The sequence below is a fragment of the Clavibacter sp. AC415 genome (genome assembly GCF_979252985.1).
Genome location: NZ_CEEDAR010000017.1, coordinates 1 through 19,183, shown reverse-complemented (window position 1 = coordinate 19,183; position 19,183 = coordinate 1). Strand labels below are relative to the sequence as shown.

Sequence of the window (19,183 nt, the reverse complement as noted above, 5' to 3'; positions counted from 1 at the left end):
CCCCGAACCCAGGAAGACGACCATGACGAATCGCGACCACGATCCCCTCGGACCCGAAGCCGGCGTGGTCTCGTACCGCCGCTTGCCCATGACAGCCATCCGCCGCACGCCGGACCTCGACCTGGACGGGCACTGGTCCTTCCAGCTCCTCCCCTCCTGGGACGCCGAGCCGACTGACGACTGGCAGGAGGTGACGGTGCCGGAGCTGTGGACGATGCGCGAGCCCGGCGATCGCCCGCACTACACGAACATCACGATGCCCTTCGACCTGGTCCCGCCGCAGGTCCCGAACGCGAACCCGACCGGCGTTTACCGCCGGTCGTTCGAGATGCACGAGCTCGGGGAGGACCGCGTCGTGCTCCACGTCGGCGCCGCCGAGGGATACCTCCGAGTGATCGTCAACGGGAAGCTCGCGGGGGAGAGCACGGACTCGCACCTCGCGGCCGAGTTCGACATCACCGATGACGTGCGGGACGGCGACAACGAGATCGAGCTGCGCGTCGCGAAGTGGTCCGTCTTCACCTACCTGGAGGACCAGGACCAGTGGTGGCAGTCGGGTCTGAGCCGCTCCGTGCAGCTCCACCGGCTCCCACGAGCCCGGTTCCAGGACGTGCGGGTCGTCGCGGACTACGACCCCGACACCCGCCTCGGATCGGCCAGGATCGTCGCCACGGTCAACGGCGCGGACCAGAGCTTCGAGAGGACGCACTCGGTCCGGGTGAGCGTCGCCGGCAACGCCGTCGAGAGCCCTGTGGGCACGCGCCAGACCGCGCTGACCATCCCCGCCCAGCTCTCCGGACCGCACCCGCCCCCCGGCACCGCTGATGCCGGACGGGATCATGGACCTGATGAGCCTGCACGCCGCGCGGGCCCCGCTGGCCCCTGAGGCAGAGGCGGCCGCTGCCGCCTCGCACGCGGCGATGCACCCCGCCGAACGCCCCGGCGCCGCGACGATCGAGCTGGTCGATCTCGTCGTCGAGCCGTGGTCCGCGGAGACGCCTCACCTGGAAGCCGTCATCGTGGAGCTCATCGACCTGGACGGCGTCGTCGCCGATCGCGCCGAGATCCGCGCTGGCTTCCGCCGCGTGGAGATCGTCGGGCGGGACCTGCTGGTGAACGGTCGCCGGATCTGGCTCCAGGGAGTCAACCGGCACGACTTCCACCCGGAGACCGGTCGCGTCCTCACCCGCGAGGACCAGCTCGCCGACCTCTCTCTGCTCAAGCGCTTCAACTTCAACGCCGTCCGCACCTCGCACTACCCGAACGACCCCGTGTTCCTCGACCTCTGCGACGAGCTCGGCCTCTACGTGTTCGACGAAGCCGACATCGAGGGTCACGCGTTCGCCAACCAGATCTGCAACGACCACCGCTACCTGGAGGCGTTCGTCGACCGCGTGTCCCGCATGGTGATCCGCGACAAGAACCACCCCTCGGTCATCGCCTGGTCCCTGGGGAACGAGACCGGCTACGGAGCTAACCACGACGCCGCAGCCGCCTGGGTGCGCGGATACGATCCCACCCGCCCTCTGCACTACGAGGGGGCCATCGCGGCCGACTGGCACGGGGGTCACGCCGCCACCGACATCGTCTGCCCCATGTACCCGCCCATCTCCGCCCTCGAGGCGTTCTCCGCGCACGCGGAAGCAGACCGGCCGCTGATCATGTGCGAGTACGCCTACTCGCAGGGCAACTCCACCGGGGGACTCGCGGACTACTGGCGATCCATCGACTCACTTCCCGGCGTGCAGGGCGGATTTATCTGGGAGTTCAAAGACCACGCGCTCGACGTCGACGGCGACCGTCGCTACCGGTACGGCGGCGACTTCGGCGACGAGCCGAACGACGGACCCATCGTCCTTGACGCGCGTCGTCTTCGCCGACGGCACACCCAAGCCCGCGCTCTACGAAGCCCGCGGCCTGTTCAGCCCCGTGCGCATCGTCTCCTCGATCCAGCAGGCGCTCGACGGTCGCATGACCGTCCTCAACCGACAGACGTTCGCCGACCTGGCATCGCTCACGTTCGCGCTGACCGTCGAATCGACGGAGGGTCCGACCGAGCGGCTCGCGGTGCACATCCGAGCCGACGCGGGGCACACGGTGACCATCGATGTCCCCGAGACGCTACGGCGCGCCCTGGCCGCCGACGGCGCGCTCGCCCTCACGCTCGACGTCCTGACCGCGGAGGACAGGGCATGGGCCCCAGCCCAGACCGTCCTGGCACAGCACCAGCTGACACTGCCGATCGCTGCCCAGGGCTCCGCGACCGCGCCTTCGACTGGCCGCCCCGTCATGGCCGACGGCCGACTCGTGCACCCCCTGCTGGCGGTCGCCCCGCGCCTGAACCTCTGGCGCGCGCTCGTCGACAACGACACGTCCTTCTTCCTGGACCAGCGGTTCGTCCGGACGGGCTTCTTCGAGCTGACGAAGGAATCCACCTCCGTCGAAGACCAGCCCGACGGTGCCGCCCTGGTGCGCACCCGATACCGGACGGCCTTCGGCGACGAGGTCCTCCACGACCAGCGGATCACGCGAGTGGCGCCCGACGAGTTCCAGTTCGTCGAAACCGTTCAGCTGCCCGAGAGCACCGTCGACGGGCTCCGCGTGGGCGTCGAGTTCGAGCTCGCCGGCGCCTTCGACGACCTGCAATGGGTCGGGCTCGGGCCGTGGGAGAACTATCCCGATCGCCGCGCCTCCGCGCTGCTCGGCCGATGGGCGACGAGCATCGACGACGCAGCCGTGCCCTACGTGCTCCCGCAGGAGAACGGCGGGCGCGGCGAGGTCCGCTCGACCCGCATCACCGGCCCAGCCGGAGTGGTGACCACGGCACACGAGGTACCTCTGCATCTCACCGTCACCCGCCACACCATTCAGGAGCTCGAGGCGACCGAGCACTGGTGGGAGCTGCTGGAGAGCCGCCGGACGATCGTGCAGCTCGACATCGCGCACCGAGGCCTCGGCACGGCTCAGCTCGGCCCCGACACGCCCCGCGAGCACCGGCTGTCCGATCTCGAGTACCGCTGGTCGTGGAGCCTGCGACTCGATGCCGCGGCGGACTCCTGATGCGCCCACGCACCCGAGCGCCGTCCCGACGGGATCGCCGTCCGATCCCGTTCCGCCCTCACCCCAGACCCCTCCGATAGGAGCACGTCATGCCCGCACGATTCCCGATCCCCACCACCCTCTCGCCAGAAGCGAGAGCAGTGCTCGCGGCGGTCCACGAGCGTCCACTGCTACCCACCCCCACCCCGTCCGACACCGAAGGCTGGGCGGCCCTGGAAGCGGCGGCCGCTTCGACGGAGCCCGAGGTCCTGGAGATCATGGCGCTGTCCACCGTCGGAGCCGTCCCGTCCGACGAGCAGGTCGACGTCGTCGACCGCACGGTCGGTGAAGCCACCTTCATCGTCGCCACCCCGCGATCCACGACCCCCGAGGACCGCCGTGTCGTGTTGAACATGCACGGAGGCGGCTTCACCTTCGGCGGAGGCGCGACTGCCCGACGATCGACGCAGCTGCTGGCCGCGAACATGGGATTGACGACGTGGGGGATGGACTACCGGCAGCTGCCGCACCACCCCTTCCCCGCCGGGCTCGACGACTGCATGGCCGTCTACCGCCTGCTCCTCGACGATCACGCTCCGGAGGACATCGTCGTCATCGGGCAGTCGGGCGGGGCCAATCTCGCTGCCGCCCTGATGCTGCGGGTCCGAGACGAAGGACTCCCCACTCCCGCCGCTCTCGGGCTGGTCTCACCGCCGACGGACTTCACTTTCCAGGGCGAGACCTGGTACACCAACGCCGAAGGCACCACCTCCGACGGGTTCGTGAACATGCTCGCTCTGTACAAGGGCGCGTTCCCCGCAGAGCACCCCTACATCTCGCCGCTCTTCGGCGACTGGGATGACAGCTTCCCGCCGACGATCATCACTTCCGGCACCCGCGACATGCTCCTCTCCGACGCCGTCCGGCTCCATCGGAAGTTGGTGGACGCCGGTGTGAAGACGGAACTGCATGTCTGGGAAGGCGCACCGCACGGCTTCTTCATGGGGAGCGCGCCTGAGGACCACCAGCACGTCCAGCGGGTGCGCACGTTCCTGCACGCGCACCTGGAGTGACCGCCGGACTGTTCCTGGAGCAGTCGTTCCGATGCCCGACGAAGAACCCGAGGAGTCGCGCGGCGACGACGCGGAAGAGGCTCACCGAAGCACTTGTGGACTTGTTGTCACGTGTCCGCTAGCATCCAGTGTCGCGTGTTACTAAGCCACTCACATCCGGGCCGAGCCCGGTGGCTTGCGGCACCACCACCCACACCATGACAAGGGAGTCAACGACATGAAGGTTGCGTCAGCAATCAAGGCGGTGGCGGTCGCTGCCGTCGCCGCGATCGCACTGGCGGGCTGCTCCGCCGGCGGATCCTCGGGAGGATCGAGCAGCGAGGACCAGACTCTGCATCTGTCGCAGGGCGGTGCCCCGGGCAACTTCACGATCGGCCAGTGGAACGGCAGCGAGGCCATGCTGTCCACAGCCGTCTACGACACGATCGTCACGCTGGGCGTCGACGGCACGCTGCTCCCCGGCGTAGCCGAGGCGTGGGCGTACGACGACAGTCGCACCACGCTCACCCTCGACATCCGCACCGGGACGACGTTCACCGACGGCGAGGCCCTCGACGCCCAGGCCGTCGCGGACTCGCTCAACGCGCTCAAGACCGGAACGGCCAGCCAGGCCATCTGGGCGAGCGTCGCGTCGGTGGAGGCCACCGACGAGAAGACCGTCGTCGTCACCCTGTCGGCTCCCGACGCGGCCTTCCTTCCCGCGTTGGCCACCGTCAACGGCTCCGTGGGCGCTCCCAAGGCCCTGACCGCCGAGAGCTCGCAGCTCGAGCCCGTCGGCTCCGGCCCCTACGTCCTCAACCTGCAGAAGACGGTGGCCGGCTCGAAGTACGTCCTGGACCGGAACCCGGACCACTGGAACGTCGACGCTTACCCCTTCGAGCACGTCGAGGTCTCGGTCCTCGCCGACACCACGGCTGCGCAGAACGCCCTCCGCTCCGGTCAGCTCGACGTGCTGCCCTCGGCCGGCACCCCCGAGCAGGTCAAGCAGTACCCGACGAGCCAGTTCGACTCCGGCGAGAACAAGCCGACCGCACTCGGGGTCCTCTGGCTCTCCGACCACGCGGGATCAGTCGTGCCCGCCCTGGCTGATGCACGCGTCCGGCAGGCGATCAACCTCGCGTTCGATCGCGAGACCATCGCGTCCAAGCTCATCGGCGCCGGATCGAAGGCGACCAACCAGGTCGTCAGCGACATCGACCCCTCCTTCTCGAAGGACCTCCTCGACGCCACCCCGTACGACGTCGACAAGGCCAAGGACCTGATGGCAGACGCCGGCTACCCGGACGGCTTCAGCGTCACGATGCCGAGCACGCCGTACTCGGTCCAGTACGAGTCGGTAATCACGCAGTCCCTCGGGGACATCGGCATCACGGTCAACTGGGAGTCCATCGCGCTCACGGACTTCTTCACGAAGGTCTTCACCAAGAACTACGCGATGTACTTCATGTTCAACGGGCTCGCCTCGAACGACGCGACCGACACCAAGTCCTCGCTCGGCGGCATCTTCGACCCCTTCGGCAGCGCCACCCCCGAGCTCACCCAGCTGGTCGCCACGGCGGACGCCGCGTCCGACGAGGAGCAGAGCGCCGCATGGGGGGACGTGAACGAGTACCTGGTGAAGAACTACTGGAACGCGCCGCTCAACCAGACCAACGGCTACTGGGTCGCGTCGAAGAAGGTCACCTACACCGCTCCCACGCAGTTCAACCTCAACCTGCTGCCCTACGCGCCGGCCGGCGAGTAGCGAACATTCCGATCGGGCGGTGCGGGGAATCCCTTCCCGCACCGCCCCGGGGTCAACATGCTGACATATCTGCTGCGTCGCATCGGCGACGGTCTCATCCTCATCTTCATCGTGACGGGCATCACGTTCTTCATGACATACGGCGCGAACCTGCCGGTCGCGTACAACATCCTCGGACCCACGGCGACACCGGAGCAGATCGCGCAGCTGAACGACCAGCTCGGTCTCGACCGCCCCGTGCTCGAGCAGTACTGGAGCTGGCTCACCGGGGTGTTCCAGGGGGACCTCGGCACCTCATACTTCACGAGCGAGCCCGTCGTGGCATCCCTCTCCACACGGCTGCCGGTCACCCTCTCCGTCGTCCTCGTCGCCTCCGTCCTCGTGATCCTGCTGAGCACGATCCTCGGAGTGGTCTCCGCCGCCCGAGGGGGGATCGTGGACACGGTCCTCCAGGGCATCTCCACGATCGCCTTCGTCTTCCCGGGGATCGTCCTCGCGATCGTCCTCGTCTACGTGTTCGCCATCCAGCTCGCGTGGGTGCCGGCCGTGGGGTTCACCTCGTTCGCCGACTCACCCTCCGCCTGGTTCTCGTCCATCGCGCTCCCTTCGCTCCTTCTGGCGATCGGCGGGATCGCGTCCCTCGGCGCCCAGATCCGCGGGGCGATGGCCGACCAGCTCGAGCGGGACTACGTCCGGACCCTCCGGACCCGTGGCGTCTCCGAGGGGAAGATCCTCCTCAAGCACGCACTCCGCAACGCCGCCGCCCCGGGGCTCACCGTCTTCTCGCTCGAGTTCATCAGCATGTTCGGCGGCGCCCTCTTCATCGAGAAGGTCTTCGCGCTCCCGGGCTTCGGCACCTTCGGGTACCAGTCGACGATCCAGGGAGACCTCCCCGCGATGATGGGCGTCACCCTCTTCGCCGTCGGCCTCGTCGTCATCGTCAACCTTCTCGTCGACATCCTCAACGGATGGCTCAATCCGAAAGTGAGGACCCGGTGACCACAGCGGCCGACCTGGCAACCGCTCTCCCCGACGCACCCGCCACCCGGCGCCCCAAAGGCGCCTTCACCCGCCTCCTGCGCAAGCCCATCGGACTGATCTCACTCGTCATCCTCGTCGTGCTGATCATCCTCGCCATCCTGGCCCCCGTGCTCAGCACGCATTCACCCACCTTCGCCTCGCTCGAGCAGGTCAACGCCCCTCCCGGCACCCCCGGATGGCCTCTCGGCGCGGACCAGTACGGACGCGACATCTGGGCGCGCGTCCTCACCTCGCTGCAGGTGTCATTCATCTCCGCAGCCCTCGGCGCGGGAATCGCCGTCATCGTGGGAACGACCTGCGGCCTCATCGCCGGGTACATCGGGAAGCGGACCGACGCGGTGGCGTCGTGGGTCTTCAACCTCCTCATGACCTTCCCCGGCATCGTCCTGCTCATCGTGCTGTTCCCGGTCACGGGCGGCACGTACCAGGCGACGATGCTGGTCTTCGGATTCCTCCTGTCGCCAGGCATCTTCCGGCTCGTCCGCAACCTCGTCCAGGGCGTCCGCAACGAGCTCTACGTCGACGCGGCACGCGTCTCCGGACTGTCGAACCGCAGGATCCTGACGCGCCACGTCCTCTACGTGGTCCGCGGCCCGATCGTCATCGCCCTCGCCTTCCTGGCGGCGGCAGCGATCGGCGTGCAGGCCGGCCTCGCCTTCCTCGGCTTCGGCGCCGTCAGCCAGCCGAGCTTCGGGAGCATGACCTCCGACGCCTTCATCAACATCTACACCGCCCCGGTGCAGCTCGTCTGGTCAGCCGGCTCCCTGGCGCTCCTCAACGGATCGCTCGTCCTCCTCGCCAACGCCTACCGCGACGTCCTCTCATCACCGCAGGCGAAGGCCAAGCGGCGACGGATCAAGACCGGGGAAGCCATTGTCGAGAAGGCCAAGGCACCCGTCCCCGAAGCCCCGTCGGGGAACGGCCTGCTTACGGTGCGGGGGCTGCGCGTGAGCTATCCCCAGTCCGACGGGAGCCGGAAGGACGTCGTCCGAGGAGTCTCGCTCGACATCGCACCCGGTGAGATCGTCGGACTCGTCGGTGAATCGGGCTCGGGCAAGACCCAGACCGCCTTCGCGATCCTCGGCGTCCTCCCCAAGCAGGCCGCCGTCGTCGCAGACGCCCTCGACCTCGCCGGTGAGTCGATGCTCACGAAGGACGCCAAGGAGATGCGCCGCCTCCGTCGCGGCGTCATCTCCTACATCCCGCAGGAGCCCATGTCGAACCTGGACCCTTCGTTCACCGTCGGCAGCCAGCTGATCGCCGGCATCTCCGCCGCCATGTCGCGCACTGAGGCGAAGGACACGATCATCGGCCTGCTCGCTCGGGTAGGCATCACCGACCCCCGAGCGGACGTACAACTCGTACCCGCACCAGATCTCCGGGGGGATGGCACAGCGAGCCCTGATCGCCGGCGCCGTGGCCTCCCGCCCGAAGCTCCTCATCGCAGACGAACCTACGACAGCGCTCGACGTGACCGTGCAAGCCGAGATCCTCGATCTCCTGCGCGACCTGCAGGCCGAGTACGGCATGGGCGTGCTCCTTGTCACCCACAACTTCGGCGTCGTCGCGGACCTCTGCGACCGTGTCCTCGTCATGCGGGAGGGCGAGCTCGTCGAGTCCGGGGACGTCCGAGGCATGTTCCACGATCCGCAGCACCCGTACACCCAGCAGCTCATCGGCTCGATCCTCGATGAGGACACCGTCCGCACCGACCCTCCGCGGCTTCCCGCGGAGACGACAGGGAGCACAGAATGAACCCACTGCTCAAGGTCGAGGACCTTCGACTGAGCTACCCGGGCCGCGGCTTCCGAGCGAAGCCGGCGGAGGTGCTCCGAGGCATCTCGCTCGAGATCGCTCCGGGGGAGACGCTCGGCCTCGTCGGCGAGTCAGGGTCGGGCAAGACGACCCTCGGCCGGGCGATCCTCGGCCTCGCGAAGCCGACGGGCGGCAGGATCGACTTCGACGGGACGGACATCACGAACCTCGGCGCCGCGGGGCGGCGTGGTCTCGCCAAGGACGTGCAAGTGATCTTCCAAGACCCGTACACATCCCTCAACCCGACGCTGCGCATCGACGACATCCTCAGCGAGCCCCTGATCGGGCAGGGAGCCGATCCCAAGGAAGCCCGCGCCTCGGTCGGTGAGCTCCTGGCTCGGGTGGGACTGCCGGCGGATGCGGCGCACCGCTATCCGAAGGAGATCAGCGGAGGGCAGCGCCAGCGCGTCGCCATCGCACGAGCGCTGGCTCTGAAGCCGCGCCTCGTCATCTGCGACGAACCCGTCTCGGCCCTCGACCTCACGACACAGGCCCTCGTCCTCGACCTGCTGATCGAGCTGCAGCGCGGCACCGGCATCGCCTACCTCTTCATCACCCACGACCTCTCGGTGGTCCGCCACATCAGCCATCGAGTCGCCGTGCTCTACAAGGGCGAGATCGTCGAGACAGGACCGGTCGCCGAGGTCACGGACAACCCGCAGAACGACTACACCCGTCGCCTCATCCTGGCCGCGCCGACAGCGGACCCCGACCGGCAGCGCGAGCGCCGCGAAGCCCGTCGACGACTGTCCGCGGGAACCCGATGATCGAGACGGGCCCCGAGGAGTCGCGGGCGGGCTCGGCGAGCGGGGTGACGCCCGAGCTACCGTCGCCCCTGACCCACTTCCCGCCGGGGGCGATCGACGCCCAGCGGCCGGAGCGCGCCATCGAGCACCGCGCCCTCATGTACTCGATCGAGGAGGGCTACCGACCCCTCGAGATGGACGTGTTCGTCCCCGTCGACGCCGAAGGCGCGGTGCCGGCAGTCGTCTGGATTCACGGAGGAGGATTCCTCTCCGGCAGCCGACAGCACCCTCCGCTCGAATGGGCCGCGGGGGTGCTGTTCCAAGCGCTCGTGAACGCCGGCATCGCCGTCGTCTCCATCGACTACCGGCACGCCAAGGAAGCCCCGTTCCCCGCTCAGCTCCACGACGCGAAGGCCGCCGTCCGGTACGTGCGCCGATACGCCGAGGCGCTGGGCATCGATCCGACGCGGATCGCCGCGTGGGGGGAGTCCGCCGGCGGGCAGTTGGCCGCGCTTCTCGGGCTCGTCCACGGTGACCCCGCCCTGGAAGGTGCCTCCGGGGCCACCGACGTGTCGAGCGCCGTCACCGCTGTGATCGACTTCTACGGCGTCTCCGACGTCGAGACCATGCCGCGGCTCGGCGACGCCTTCCCCGCGGAATACCGTCACCTGCTCCCCGATCCCGGCCCGGACGCGGCGGATCTCATGAGCACCCTGCTCGAAGGCTCGGCGCTCGTCCTCGAACGCGGCCGGCAGATCGCATCCCCGCTCAGCCACGTGAGCGCCGACGCGCCACCGTTCCTCCTTGTGCATGGCGACAGCGACTGGATCGTCCCCGCCCAGCAGAGCCAGGCACTGGCCGACGCGCTCGAGGCGCACGGCGTGCCGATGGAGCTCGTGCTCCTCCCCGGCGTGAACCACGTCTTCATGAACGGAGACCCGGCTCCCGAAGTGGAGCGCGGTCTTCGGTTCCTCCGCTCCCTCGGATTCTGACGACGGATCCGGGCGGACCTCCGCAGGAGCCTGGTCAGACCACGACTCCGGACGGATCCTTCTCCTCATCCTGCACACGGGTGGCGAGCGGGATCTCCTTGACGAAGCACATCAGCAGAGCGGACAGCCCCATCAGCGGGATCAGGAACAGGAACACCGGTGCGAGGGCATCCGTGTAGGCATCCACGACGAACAGATGCTGCGCCGACGGGAGCGCGTTGATGGCCGCGGGCGTGAGGCTGTTCGCCTCCGAGACGCCGCTGCCGCTGCCCGAGCCGGTCTGCAGGTTCGCCGTCAACCGCGCGACGAAGAGGCTGCCGACGAGCGCCGACCCCACGAGGGCGCCGACCTCGCGGAAGAAGCTGTTCGACGCCGTCGCGACCCCGAGGATCGAGTGCGGCAGCGAGTTCTGCACGATCAGCACCAGGACCTGCATGCCGAGACCGATCCCCACGCCGAGGATCCCGACGTAGACGGCGGCGAGCACCGGCGGCGTCGCCGCGTCCATCGTGGAGAAGAGCAGGAGAGCGACTATCACCGTCAGCGAGCCCGCGATCGGCATCCACTTGTAACGACCGGTCCGCGTCACGAGGTTGCCGCCGACGATGCTCGTGATCATCAGCATGCCCACCATCGGCAGCATCAACATCCCGGACTCGGTCGCGTTGATCCTGTTCACGATCTGCAGGAACGTCGGCAGGTAACCGAGCGCGCCGAACATGGTGAGCCCGAACATCAAGCCCGCGACAGTAGGCAGGACGAACGCGCGAGACCGGAACAGCGCAAGCGGGATGACCGGCTCGGCCGCACGATGCTCGGTCCAGACGAACAGGCCAGCGGCGACGACGAAGCCGCCGATGAGGCCGAGGATCAGGGGGGAACTCCAGGCATGCTCCGTCCCGCCCCACGAGGTGACGAGGACGAGGCAGCTGACAGCGGCCGCAAGCAGCGCGATCCCGCTGACGTCGATGCGCGGGCGCCGGCGGGGCTTGACGGGCAGGCGGATGGCCGCCAGGAGATCAGGAAGGCGGCGACGCCCAGCGGGATGTTGATCCAGAGGGCCCATCGCCAGGTGAGGGCGTCCGTGAACCAGCCGCCGAGGAGCGGACCGAGCACGAGGAGAGGCCCCAGACCGCCGCGATGTACCCGCCGTACTTGCCTCGTTCACGAGCGGGGATCACATCGGCGATGATCACCTGCGACAGGAGCATCATCCCTCCGCCGCCCACCCCCTGGATCCCTCGTCCCAGGATGAGCATCTCCATCGACGTCGCCGAACCACCGACGACCGAGCCCATGACGAAGATCGCGATGGCCGCGAGGAACAGGCCCTTCCGGCCGACCGCATCTCCGAGTCGGCCGTACACCGGCATCGTCACGGTGACTCCGAGGATGTACGCGGTCGCCACCCACAGCATGTGATCGACGCCGTTCAGCTCTCCCACGATCGTGGGCAGCGCCGTACCGAGGATCGTCTGGTCCAGAGCGGCGAGGAGCATCGTGATCAGCACGGCGATGAAGACCCACAGCACTCGCGGCTGACCCGCCTCCTGGCTGCCATGGACATCGGGCGTGACGGTTCGTGACGTCATGGGGTGCGCACCCGGAACCCGATCTCGGCCATCGAGTCGAAAGCCGCATCGAAGTGCTCGGCCAGGCTCCTCGCGCCTCCCGCATCGCCACTCCAGAGATGGGCAGCAATGTTGTACGCGGCGCCGATCACGTGGACGATCGTGACGGCTCGGAGGTGCACGCTGACAGGGGAGGAGGTGGGGTCCTCGGTGGAGAGGAGCTCCTCGAGGATGGCCGACAGCTCATCCCCGACGTCGCTCATCCGGCGGTAGTCACGGGCGATGAGCTGCGGGTAGCGACCCATGGCCTCCCGCCGGAGGAAGGTCCGCTCCGCCTCTTCCGGGCCGGTGTCGGCGAGCGAGTCGCGGATCATGTCCCGGACACGATCGAAGGCCGAACCGGTGCGGGCGACGAGGGAATCGCGATCGAAGTGCGCTCCGGCGCTCTTGATGTTCCCGAGCGCCGCATCCTCCTTCCCCGTGAAGTAGTTGAAGAAGGTCCGGCTCGTCACGTCCGCTCGATCGCTGATCGCCTCGACCGTCGTCTCCTCCAGCCCGTGCTCTCGCATGAGCTCCACCGTCGCCCTCTGGATCGCCAACGCGGTCGCCTGCTTCTTGCGCTCACGGCGCCCCGGTTCTGTCACAGGTCGATCATTGCACGCTGTGAAACATTTTAGTCCGCGAAATTCTGGCTCGCACGGAGCCATTCAGGCCGAGCCCGTCTCGGGCTGAGTCGGACGGGCGCTACTCAGCTCGATTCGCCGGGCACCAGCGCGACGAGGGACTCACTCGCTACCGAGGCATCGGCTTCGATATCGGATTCGGGCTGGCCGAAGAGGCGCTTGAGCGCCGCTACGAACTGCGCGTCGATCGGAGCCAAGTTGATCGCGATGGTGGTGAGCCGCGGTGAGACGAGCTGTCCCACGTCGATGCGGTCCACGCCCACGACCGCGACCTGATCCGGGACGCTCCGCCCCATCCGTCGGACTACAGCCAGGACGGCGATCGCGACCTCGTCGTTGTAGCAGGCGATGCCGACCGGGCCGTCGATCCGTTGCAGGACCGGTTCGAGAGCGGCCGAGGCGCCGTCCAGATCGAGAGGGACCTGGATCACCTCGGGTGGCTGGGCGCCCGCGGCAGCCGCACCCTCCATGACTCCCTCGGCGCGACGCATAGCGAAAGGGCCGACCCGCTCATCGGCGAGGATGGCGTAGAGAAGACGCCGGTCGGGCCCCTTCAACAGCTCCGTGACCTGCATGCGACCGACGAGGTGATCGAAGTCGCTCGAGTCGCCCGGCTCCTCCGAGGTCCTCGGCAAGACAGGGGTACCCGCCGCTTCGAGCTCGGCGCTCGTCGCGCGATCGAAGACCGCGAGATGGAACACGGCCGCGGGGCGGAGATCGCGGATGGTGGTCAGCGTCGCCGCCATGTCGCCTCCGACGTAGCGGACGACGGCGTTGAGGCCCAGCCGTTCCGCTTCGGCCGAGAAGCGCTCGATGGTCTGCTGCAGACGAGTGCCGAACGTGATGTTCGGCACCACGATCACGATCAGGTCGCTGACCCCGGAGACCAAGGCCCGACCGGCGCGGGACGGGCGGTAGCGGAGCTCGGCGGCGGCCGCCGCCACCCGGTCACGGGTCTCCTGAGGGAAGCGCGCGTCGTTGCCGTTGAGGATCTGGCTGACGGTCGACCGGGACAAGCCCGCGAGCTCGGCCACGTCCCGGCTCGTGGCGCGCGGACTCGATCTCTCCATGGTCACGTGGGCAGTTTCCCACACGGCCGTCCCCGGCGGTGTGGGTCGGCCTTGCGGACCCGAGGGCCCGTCAGCATAATAAGTGACACGTGACACCAACGATGTCTGTCGGGTAGCCCGTCAGCGGAACAACGAGGTTCGATGCCGACGACCGAACCCAGGACGTCTGCCCTGGCCTCTCTGCCGCCCGTCCCCGTCCCGTGCTCGCTCGAGATGCCGTCCCCCTTCGCTGCTGCGCGGACGCGCCCGCCGACGGCGCGTCGATCGGCATGCGAGTTCGCGCAGCCGCATCGCGCCCGACGTGCTCGGCGATCACCCGCGGGAAGTCGGCCTGACCCAGCTCTGAACCCCACGCGGCAGCCATGAGGACCGCTCCTGCCTGCCGCGCCCACGTCCACCAACGGAGAATCACATGACCACGCCTCTCTACGGCGATGCCTCGGCGTCCGTCCCTGCCCGCGTCGACGACCTCCTCGGGCGGATGACCGTCGAGGAGAAGGCCGGGCAGCTCACCCAGTACTTCTACTTCGGGGCCCCCGAGATGCCCGCGGACTTCGACATCGAGTCCCTCCCTCCGGAGCACCGGGCGTTCCTCGAGCAACCCGCAGCGGTGGACAGCGCCTTGGAGAAGGGGACCGTCGGATCCGTGCTCTTCGTCACGGACGTGAGGGTCACGACACGTCTGCAGAAGGTCGCTGTCGAGCAGACCCGCCTCGGCATCCCGCTGTTGTTCGGCTTCGACGTCATCCACGGCTTCCGCACCATCCTCCCCGCACCCATCGCGTTGGCCGCCACCTGGCACCCCGACCTCATCGAGCAGGCGCAGGCCGTGGCCGCCCGTGAAGCACGCGCCGTGGGCATCCACTGGACGTTCGCACCCATGGTCGACATCGCCCGCGACGCCCGCTGGGACGCACTCGTCGAGGGAGCGGGAGAGGACCCCGTCCTCGGAGCGGCGGTCGCAGCGGCACAGGTCCGGGGGTTCCAAGGCGATCTGGGAGAGGACCGCGTCCTCGCCGGCCCCAAGCACCTCGCCGGCTACGGCGCCGCCCGCGGCGGACGCGACTACGACGACGCCGAGGTCTCCGACTCCGAGCTGCGCAACGTGTACCTCCCCCCGTTCCGCGCGGCGATCGACGCGGGTGCGGCGAACGTCATGAGCGCCTACATGGACCTCAACGGCGTCCCCGCCTCGGCCAACCGATGGCTGATGACCGACGTACTGCGCGACGAGATGGGGTTCGAGGGGTTCGTCGTGTCCGACGCGAAGCGCGGTGCGCTCACTCGAGACGCAGCACTTCGCGGAGGACCTCACCGATGCCGCGGTGCGCTCCCTCGAGTCCGGGCTCGACATGGAGATGGCCTATCTCGGACGCGGCCTTCTCCCGCCTACCCGAGGCCGTCGCCGCGGGGCGCATCGATGAGAGCGTCCTCGACACCGCCGTCCGCCGCGTGCTCGAGGCCAAGTTCCGCCTGGGTCTGTTCGAGCGGCCCTACGCCGACGCCTCCGCCGTCCAGGAAGTCCTCGACGCGAACGGACACCGGGAGATCGCCCGGATCGCCGCGGCACAGTCCTTCGTCCTCCTCAAGAACGCCGACGGTGCACTCCCACTGTCCTCGGAGCGCCTCGGCACCGTCGCCGTCGTCGGGCAGCTGGCGGACAGCGAGCGGCACATGCCCGGACCGTGGGTGTTCGACCACGACACCTCCGAGACCGTGACGATCCTCGACGGCCTCCGCTCCCGCCTCGGAGACGACGCCGTCGTCCACGCCCCGGGCGCGGGGATCCTCGAGCGCAAGTTCCCCACGGCCATGGACCAGGCAGAGCCCGACCATCGCCTCGACTCCAGACGACTGGGACGACGACACCGAGATCGAGCGCGCGGTCGCCGCCGCGGCCTCCGTGGCCGATGTCGCCGTCGTAGTGGTGGGCCAACGGCAGAACCAGGCCGGCGAAGGGGCCTCGACGGCCACACTCGACCTCCCCGGCCGCCAGCAGGAGCAGCTCGAGCGGATCGCCGCCACCGGGACGCCCGTCATCCTCGTCGTCATCTCCGGGCGTCCTCTCGACCTGCGCTGGGCGGATCGAGAACGTCGCCGCCATCCTGCAGGCCTGGTACCCCGGCACACGAGGCGGCGATGCCATCGCCGCGACCCTGCTGGGCGAGGACTCGCCAGCCGGCCAACTCCCGTTCACCTGGCCACGCCACGTCGGCCAGGTGCCGATCATCCACTCGCACCTGAGGACCTTCGCGCCCCAGGACCAGGGGACCCGCTACTTCGAGGAGGAGAGCACGCCGCTGTACCCCTTCGGACATGGCCTCTCCTACGCGGCGTTCGAGTACTCCGACCTGCGTGTGGATCGCGACACGATGGAGGTCGGCGACACCGCATCCGTCTCAGTCGATGTCCGCAACACCTCGGACCGCACCGCGGACGAGGTCGCGCAGCTGTACATCCACCAGCGGCACGGAACCTCCTCACGCCCACTCCGCGAGCTCAAGGGATTCGAGCGCATCACGCTGCGTCCCGGTGAGCGGCGCACCATCACCTTCCCCGTCGGCCCCGAGCAGCTGCGGTACTGGAGCGCCATCGCGATCCGACACCCAGGACGCGACGACGATCGACTTCGGCATCGGCCCCTCGTCGGCCACACCCCTCGACATGACCCTCACCATCAGCCCGGCCCACGTCCGATGAGCGCGCAGGAGCAGCACATGACAACCCGTCGACCCGCAGCAGTGTGCAACCCGGTAGACCTCGTCTACCGATTCCAGGAGGTCCACGACGGCGGGGCCGAAGCCGCGCGGGCCGGACCGTGCATCGAGAGGCAGCAGACCCGTCGATCGTCCGCTTCCAGGATCGCTACTTCCTCTTCGCCTCGATGTCCGGAGGCTTCTTGGCACTCGGACGATCTCGTCTCATCGAGGAAGTACCAGCCGACCACGAAGCTCCCCGCGTTCGACTACGCACCCGACGTCCGCGAGGTCGACGGCGCTCTCGTCATCAGCGCCTCCCGCCGCGAGCGACAGCCCGTACTTCCGCAGCGAGAACCCCCTCGACGACGACTTCATCGAGATCAGCTCCGGCTTCCCGTTCTGGGACCCCAACGTGTTCCAGGACGCGGACGGCCGCACCTACTTCTACTGGGGGTGCTCGAACAGGGAACCGATCAGAGGCGCCGGAGTCGACAGGGCGTCCTTCGCTCCCGTAGGCGAAACGGTCGACCTCATCAGCGCGGACACGGATCGGCGCGGGTGGGAGAAGAGCGGTGAGGACTACGTCATCAAGGTTCCGACGACCGATCGCGAACGGCTGATCCTGCAGCACGTCGGCACAGAGCCTTACGTCGAAGGGGCATAGATAGCCCACGCCGGCAGCTACTACCTGCAGTACTCCGCGCCCGGCACCGAATGGAACACCTACGCGGACGGCTACTACGTCGGGGGAGACGCCGCTGGGGCCGTTCACGTACTCGCCCCACAGCCCGTTCTCGCTGAAGCCCGGGGGCTTCATCACCGGCGCCGGCCATGGGAGCACCTTCCAGGATGCCCACGGCAACTGGTGGCACGCAGCCACGATGCGCATCTCCGTCAACCACTCGTTCGAACGCCGGATCGGCATCTTCCCGGCCGGGTTCAACGCAGACGGCGTGCTGTTCAGCAATCAGGACTTCGGCGACTACCCCACCCTCGTTCCGAGCGGCCTCATCGATCCCTGGAAGGACACCTTCGCCGGGTGGATGCTGCAATCCTTCGGCGCGCAAGCCACGGCCTCGTCGTCGAAGGCCGGTCGCGACCCGCGTCGACGGTCAACGAGGACATCCGCGACTGGTGGGTCGCGGGGTCCTGGATCCCGGGGAGTGGCTGCACCTCGACCTCCACTCAGAACGGACCATCCACGCGATCCAGGTGAACCTCGCCGATGACGACCTCGCGTCCATCGCGCCCGAGGCGGACGTGGCGCAGAAGTTCGAGTACGAGCACCGGGGACATTTCACGGGTAGCCGGGCCCGACCGAGTTCCTGATCGAGCTGTCTACCGACGGAACGAACTGGACGACCGCGGTCGACAACGGGGCGGATTCGGCCGAAGCGCCCCATGCGTTCGCGGTGCTGGAGACTCCCATGCGCGCACGGTACATCCGCCTGACAGGCGGGCTGATGCCGTTCGGCGGCCCGATGGCCGTCAGCGGGCTGCGTGTCTTCGGCCTGGGCGACGGCAGCGCACCAGCAGCCGCGACCCCCGCAGGCCACTCGCGAGAACGAGCTCACGGCGAAGCTCGACTGGGGTCCCAGCCACGGCGCTCAGGGCTACAACGTCCGGTACGGCATCGCGCCGGACAAGCTCTACAACAGCTGGCTACCGGGCAGACCTCCCTCAAGCTTCCCAACCTCAACGCGGGTAGCGACTACTGGGTCGCCGTCGACGCCTTCAACGAGAACGGGATCACCGCGGGACCGACGACCGCCATCGACTCCGCTCCGACTCGATCGGCAGCAGATCGGCCCGGTGAGCCTCGCGGGGGTCAGTCGCGGGCGCTACGCAGCTCGCGGCTGACCGCCCGCAGCCCGGTCTCGAGCGCTTCGAGCTCCTCGAGCGACAGGCGCGAGAGCGCGTCCTCGCCCAGCTTGGGGCGGGCGGCCATCAGCTGCTCGCGGACCACGGCGCGGCCGAGCTCGGTGGCGTGGATGCGACGGACGCGCTGATCGGCGTCGTCGGTACACGCTGGCATCGCCGGTCTACTTCGTGTGGCTCACGGTGATGCGTCCGGCGAGGATGCCGAGCGCGAGCGCGACCGCGACCGCGCCGATGCGGGTGCACGTGCTACGGGCGTGGTCGCGCAGGAGGACAAACGCCTGCTCGGTATCGATGCCGTTACGGCTCGCGATCCAGCCCTTGGCCTGCTCGATCACGGCGCGGCTGTCCAGGGCGGCCTTCAGCTGTGTGCGGGTGAGGGCGTCGTCGTCGAAGGTGCGCTGCTGGACGAGGGTGATGGTCGCGATGTCCGCGAGGCCGCGAGCGGCGGCCATGTCGTCGACGTCCCACGCCCCGGTGGCGCGGCGGAAGAGGTTGAGGGAGCCGACGCCGGTGCTGCGGAGTCGAAGCGGGATCGAGTGGACCGAGAGATAGCCGGCGTCCTCGGCGGCGGGGGAGAAGACAGGCCACCGGTCCCGATGCGTGGCGATGTCGCCGACCGACACGATCTCTCCGGTACGTGCGGCGTGCAGGCAGGGTCCCTCGTCGGCTTCGAGCTCCAGGAGCTCGATGCCGCTATGCGGCCCGACCGACGCGGCGACCTTGAGCTGGCCGGTCGTGTCCCGGAGCATGAGCCCGGCCGCATCGGCGTCGAAATGCGTCGCGGGCTTGTCGGCGACCAGCTGCAGCCGTCCCGGCCAGGATCCGGCGA

Annotated in this window: 19 protein-coding genes and 2 pseudogenes; 13 read left to right on the top strand and 8 right to left on the bottom strand. The window is 68.7% G+C overall.

Annotated features, from left to right (window positions below):
* The first annotated feature begins 88 nt into the window (after positions 1–88).
* The 9 genes and pseudogenes from ACZ411_RS09370 to ACZ411_RS09330 all read left to right on the top strand — a co-directional run bounded on the left by ACZ411_RS09370 (position 89) and on the right by ACZ411_RS09330 (position 10,450).
* On the top strand, positions 89–886 hold the full coding sequence (locus ACZ411_RS09370) for a sugar-binding domain-containing protein (RefSeq protein ID WP_464170149.1): 798 nt from the start codon (positions 89–91) through the stop codon (positions 884–886).
* Positions 825–1,805 (top strand): annotated as a pseudogene (locus ACZ411_RS09365) (glycoside hydrolase family 2 TIM barrel-domain containing protein); the annotation flags it as partial. The gene ACZ411_RS09370 and the pseudogene ACZ411_RS09365, both read left to right, overlap by 62 nt.
* A 52-nt stretch (positions 1,806–1,857) precedes the next feature.
* The gene (locus ACZ411_RS09360) at positions 1,858–3,060 is read left to right on the top strand and encodes a beta-galactosidase small subunit-related protein (protein ID WP_464170147.1); all 1,203 of its coding nucleotides are present in this window, start codon (positions 1,858–1,860) and stop codon (positions 3,058–3,060) included.
* Positions 3,061–3,149: 89 nt separating this feature from the next.
* Entirely contained in the window at positions 3,150–4,112 is a 963-nt protein-coding gene (locus ACZ411_RS09355) for an alpha/beta hydrolase (protein WP_464170145.1), read from the top strand.
* 217 nt (positions 4,113–4,329) lie between these two features.
* On the top strand, positions 4,330–5,856 hold the full coding sequence (locus ACZ411_RS09350; protein ID WP_464170143.1) for an ABC transporter substrate-binding protein: 1,527 nt from the start codon (positions 4,330–4,332) through the stop codon (positions 5,854–5,856).
* 57 nt (positions 5,857–5,913) lie between these two features.
* Complete coding sequence (locus tag ACZ411_RS09345; RefSeq protein WP_464170141.1) at positions 5,914–6,855, top strand: ABC transporter permease; 942 nt, start codon at positions 5,914–5,916, stop codon at positions 6,853–6,855.
* On the top strand, positions 6,825–8,591 hold the full coding sequence (locus ACZ411_RS09340) for an ABC transporter permease subunit (protein WP_464170139.1): 1,767 nt from the start codon (positions 6,825–6,827) through the stop codon (positions 8,589–8,591). The genes ACZ411_RS09345 and ACZ411_RS09340 overlap by 31 nt, the downstream gene beginning before the upstream one ends.
* A gap of 57 nt (positions 8,592–8,648) precedes the next feature.
* Complete coding sequence (locus tag ACZ411_RS09335) at positions 8,649–9,479, top strand: ATP-binding cassette domain-containing protein (RefSeq protein ID WP_464170137.1); 831 nt, start codon at positions 8,649–8,651, stop codon at positions 9,477–9,479.
* Complete coding sequence (locus ACZ411_RS09330) at positions 9,476–10,450, top strand: alpha/beta fold hydrolase (RefSeq protein ID WP_464170135.1); 975 nt, start codon at positions 9,476–9,478, stop codon at positions 10,448–10,450. The genes ACZ411_RS09335 and ACZ411_RS09330 overlap by 4 nt, the downstream gene beginning before the upstream one ends.
* Before the next feature lie 34 nt (positions 10,451–10,484).
* On the opposite strand, the gene ACZ411_RS09325 is transcribed toward ACZ411_RS09330, so the two are convergent.
* From ACZ411_RS09325 to ACZ411_RS09310, 4 genes are all read right to left on the bottom strand, one after another.
* Complete coding sequence (locus ACZ411_RS09325) at positions 10,485–11,516, bottom strand: MFS transporter (protein ID WP_464170133.1); 1,032 nt, start codon at positions 11,514–11,516, stop codon at positions 10,485–10,487.
* The gene (locus ACZ411_RS09320) at positions 11,470–12,042 is read right to left on the bottom strand and encodes an MFS transporter (RefSeq protein WP_464170131.1); all 573 of its coding nucleotides are present in this window, start codon (positions 12,040–12,042) and stop codon (positions 11,470–11,472) included. The genes ACZ411_RS09325 and ACZ411_RS09320 overlap by 47 nt, the downstream gene beginning before the upstream one ends.
* Positions 12,039–12,665 carry a TetR/AcrR family transcriptional regulator gene (locus tag ACZ411_RS09315; protein ID WP_464170129.1) on the bottom strand — a complete coding sequence of 209 codons (627 nt, stop codon included), beginning with the start codon at positions 12,663–12,665 and terminating at the stop codon, positions 12,039–12,041. The genes ACZ411_RS09320 and ACZ411_RS09315 overlap by 4 nt, the downstream gene beginning before the upstream one ends.
* A gap of 104 nt (positions 12,666–12,769) precedes the next feature.
* Positions 12,770–13,738, bottom strand: a complete 969-nt coding sequence (locus ACZ411_RS09310; RefSeq protein WP_464170127.1) for a LacI family DNA-binding transcriptional regulator — start codon at positions 13,736–13,738, stop codon at positions 12,770–12,772.
* 448 nt (positions 13,739–14,186) lie between these two features.
* On the opposite strand from ACZ411_RS09310, the gene ACZ411_RS09305 reads away from it, so the two are divergent.
* Both ACZ411_RS09305 and ACZ411_RS09300 read left to right on the top strand, forming a co-directional pair.
* The gene (locus ACZ411_RS09305) at positions 14,187–15,494 is read left to right on the top strand and encodes a glycoside hydrolase family 3 protein (RefSeq protein WP_464170125.1); all 1,308 of its coding nucleotides are present in this window, start codon (positions 14,187–14,189) and stop codon (positions 15,492–15,494) included.
* Positions 15,386–16,305, top strand: a pseudogene (locus ACZ411_RS09300) (glycoside hydrolase family 3 C-terminal domain-containing protein); the annotation flags it as partial. The gene ACZ411_RS09305 and the pseudogene ACZ411_RS09300, both read left to right, overlap by 109 nt.
* Here the strand turns inward: ACZ411_RS09300 and ACZ411_RS09295 are convergent.
* Both ACZ411_RS09295 and ACZ411_RS09290 read right to left on the bottom strand, forming a co-directional pair.
* Entirely contained in the window at positions 16,255–16,560 is a 306-nt protein-coding gene (locus tag ACZ411_RS09295; RefSeq protein ID WP_464170564.1) for a hypothetical protein, read from the bottom strand. The pseudogene ACZ411_RS09300 and the gene ACZ411_RS09295 overlap by 51 nt on opposite strands.
* 135 nt (positions 16,561–16,695) lie before the next feature.
* The gene (locus ACZ411_RS09290; protein WP_464170562.1) at positions 16,696–16,884 is read right to left on the bottom strand and encodes a hypothetical protein; all 189 of its coding nucleotides are present in this window, start codon (positions 16,882–16,884) and stop codon (positions 16,696–16,698) included.
* A gap of 1 nt (position 16,885) precedes the next feature.
* Here ACZ411_RS09290 and ACZ411_RS09285 point away from each other — a divergent pair, with 1 nt between their 5' ends.
* Positions 16,886–17,137 (top strand): hypothetical protein, encoded by a 252-nt coding sequence (locus tag ACZ411_RS09285; protein ID WP_464170560.1) that lies wholly within the window; start codon positions 16,886–16,888, stop codon positions 17,135–17,137.
* Between the two features lie 470 nt (positions 17,138–17,607).
* Positions 17,608–17,802 carry a hypothetical protein gene (locus ACZ411_RS09280; protein ID WP_464170123.1) on the top strand — a complete coding sequence of 65 codons (195 nt, stop codon included), beginning with the start codon at positions 17,608–17,610 and terminating at the stop codon, positions 17,800–17,802.
* A gap of 499 nt (positions 17,803–18,301) precedes the next feature.
* Here the strand turns inward: ACZ411_RS09280 and ACZ411_RS09275 are convergent, their stop codons facing one another.
* Complete coding sequence (locus ACZ411_RS09275) at positions 18,302–18,508, bottom strand: hypothetical protein (protein ID WP_464170121.1); 207 nt, start codon at positions 18,506–18,508, stop codon at positions 18,302–18,304.
* 7 nt (positions 18,509–18,515) lie between these two features.
* Positions 18,516–19,183, bottom strand: a 668-nt coding sequence (locus ACZ411_RS09270; protein ID WP_464170119.1) for an ANTAR domain-containing protein, incomplete at its 5' end; no start/stop codon positions are given.

What these genes read in the sequence shown, in the direction of transcription:
- ACZ411_RS09355 (WP_464170145.1), top strand. Translation starts at nt 3,150, where the DNA reads ATGCCCGCACGATTCCCGATCCCCACCACCCTCTCGCCAGAAGCGAGA.
- ACZ411_RS09350 (WP_464170143.1), top strand. Translation starts at nt 4,330, where the DNA reads ATGAAGGTTGCGTCAGCAATCAAGGCGGTGGCGGTCGCTGCCGTCGCC.
- ACZ411_RS09340 (WP_464170139.1), top strand. Translation starts at nt 6,825, where the DNA reads ATGGCTCAATCCGAAAGTGAGGACCCGGTGACCACAGCGGCCGACCTG.
- ACZ411_RS09305 (WP_464170125.1), top strand. Translation starts at nt 14,187, where the DNA reads ATGACCACGCCTCTCTACGGCGATGCCTCGGCGTCCGTCCCTGCCCGC.
- ACZ411_RS09325 (WP_464170133.1), bottom strand. Translation starts at nt 11,516, where the DNA reads ATGGGCCCTCTGGATCAACATCCCGCTGGGCGTCGCCGCCTTCCTGAT.
- ACZ411_RS09335 (WP_464170137.1), top strand. Translation starts at nt 8,649, where the DNA reads ATGAACCCACTGCTCAAGGTCGAGGACCTTCGACTGAGCTACCCGGGC.
- ACZ411_RS09370 (WP_464170149.1), top strand. Translation starts at nt 89, where the DNA reads ATGACAGCCATCCGCCGCACGCCGGACCTCGACCTGGACGGGCACTGG.
- ACZ411_RS09330 (WP_464170135.1), top strand. Translation starts at nt 9,476, where the DNA reads ATGATCGAGACGGGCCCCGAGGAGTCGCGGGCGGGCTCGGCGAGCGGG.
- ACZ411_RS09345 (WP_464170141.1), top strand. Translation starts at nt 5,914, where the DNA reads ATGCTGACATATCTGCTGCGTCGCATCGGCGACGGTCTCATCCTCATC.
- ACZ411_RS09320 (WP_464170131.1), bottom strand. Translation starts at nt 12,042, where the DNA reads ATGACGTCACGAACCGTCACGCCCGATGTCCATGGCAGCCAGGAGGCG.
- ACZ411_RS09275 (WP_464170121.1), bottom strand. Translation starts at nt 18,508, where the DNA reads ATGCCAGCGTGTACCGACGACGCCGATCAGCGCGTCCGTCGCATCCAC.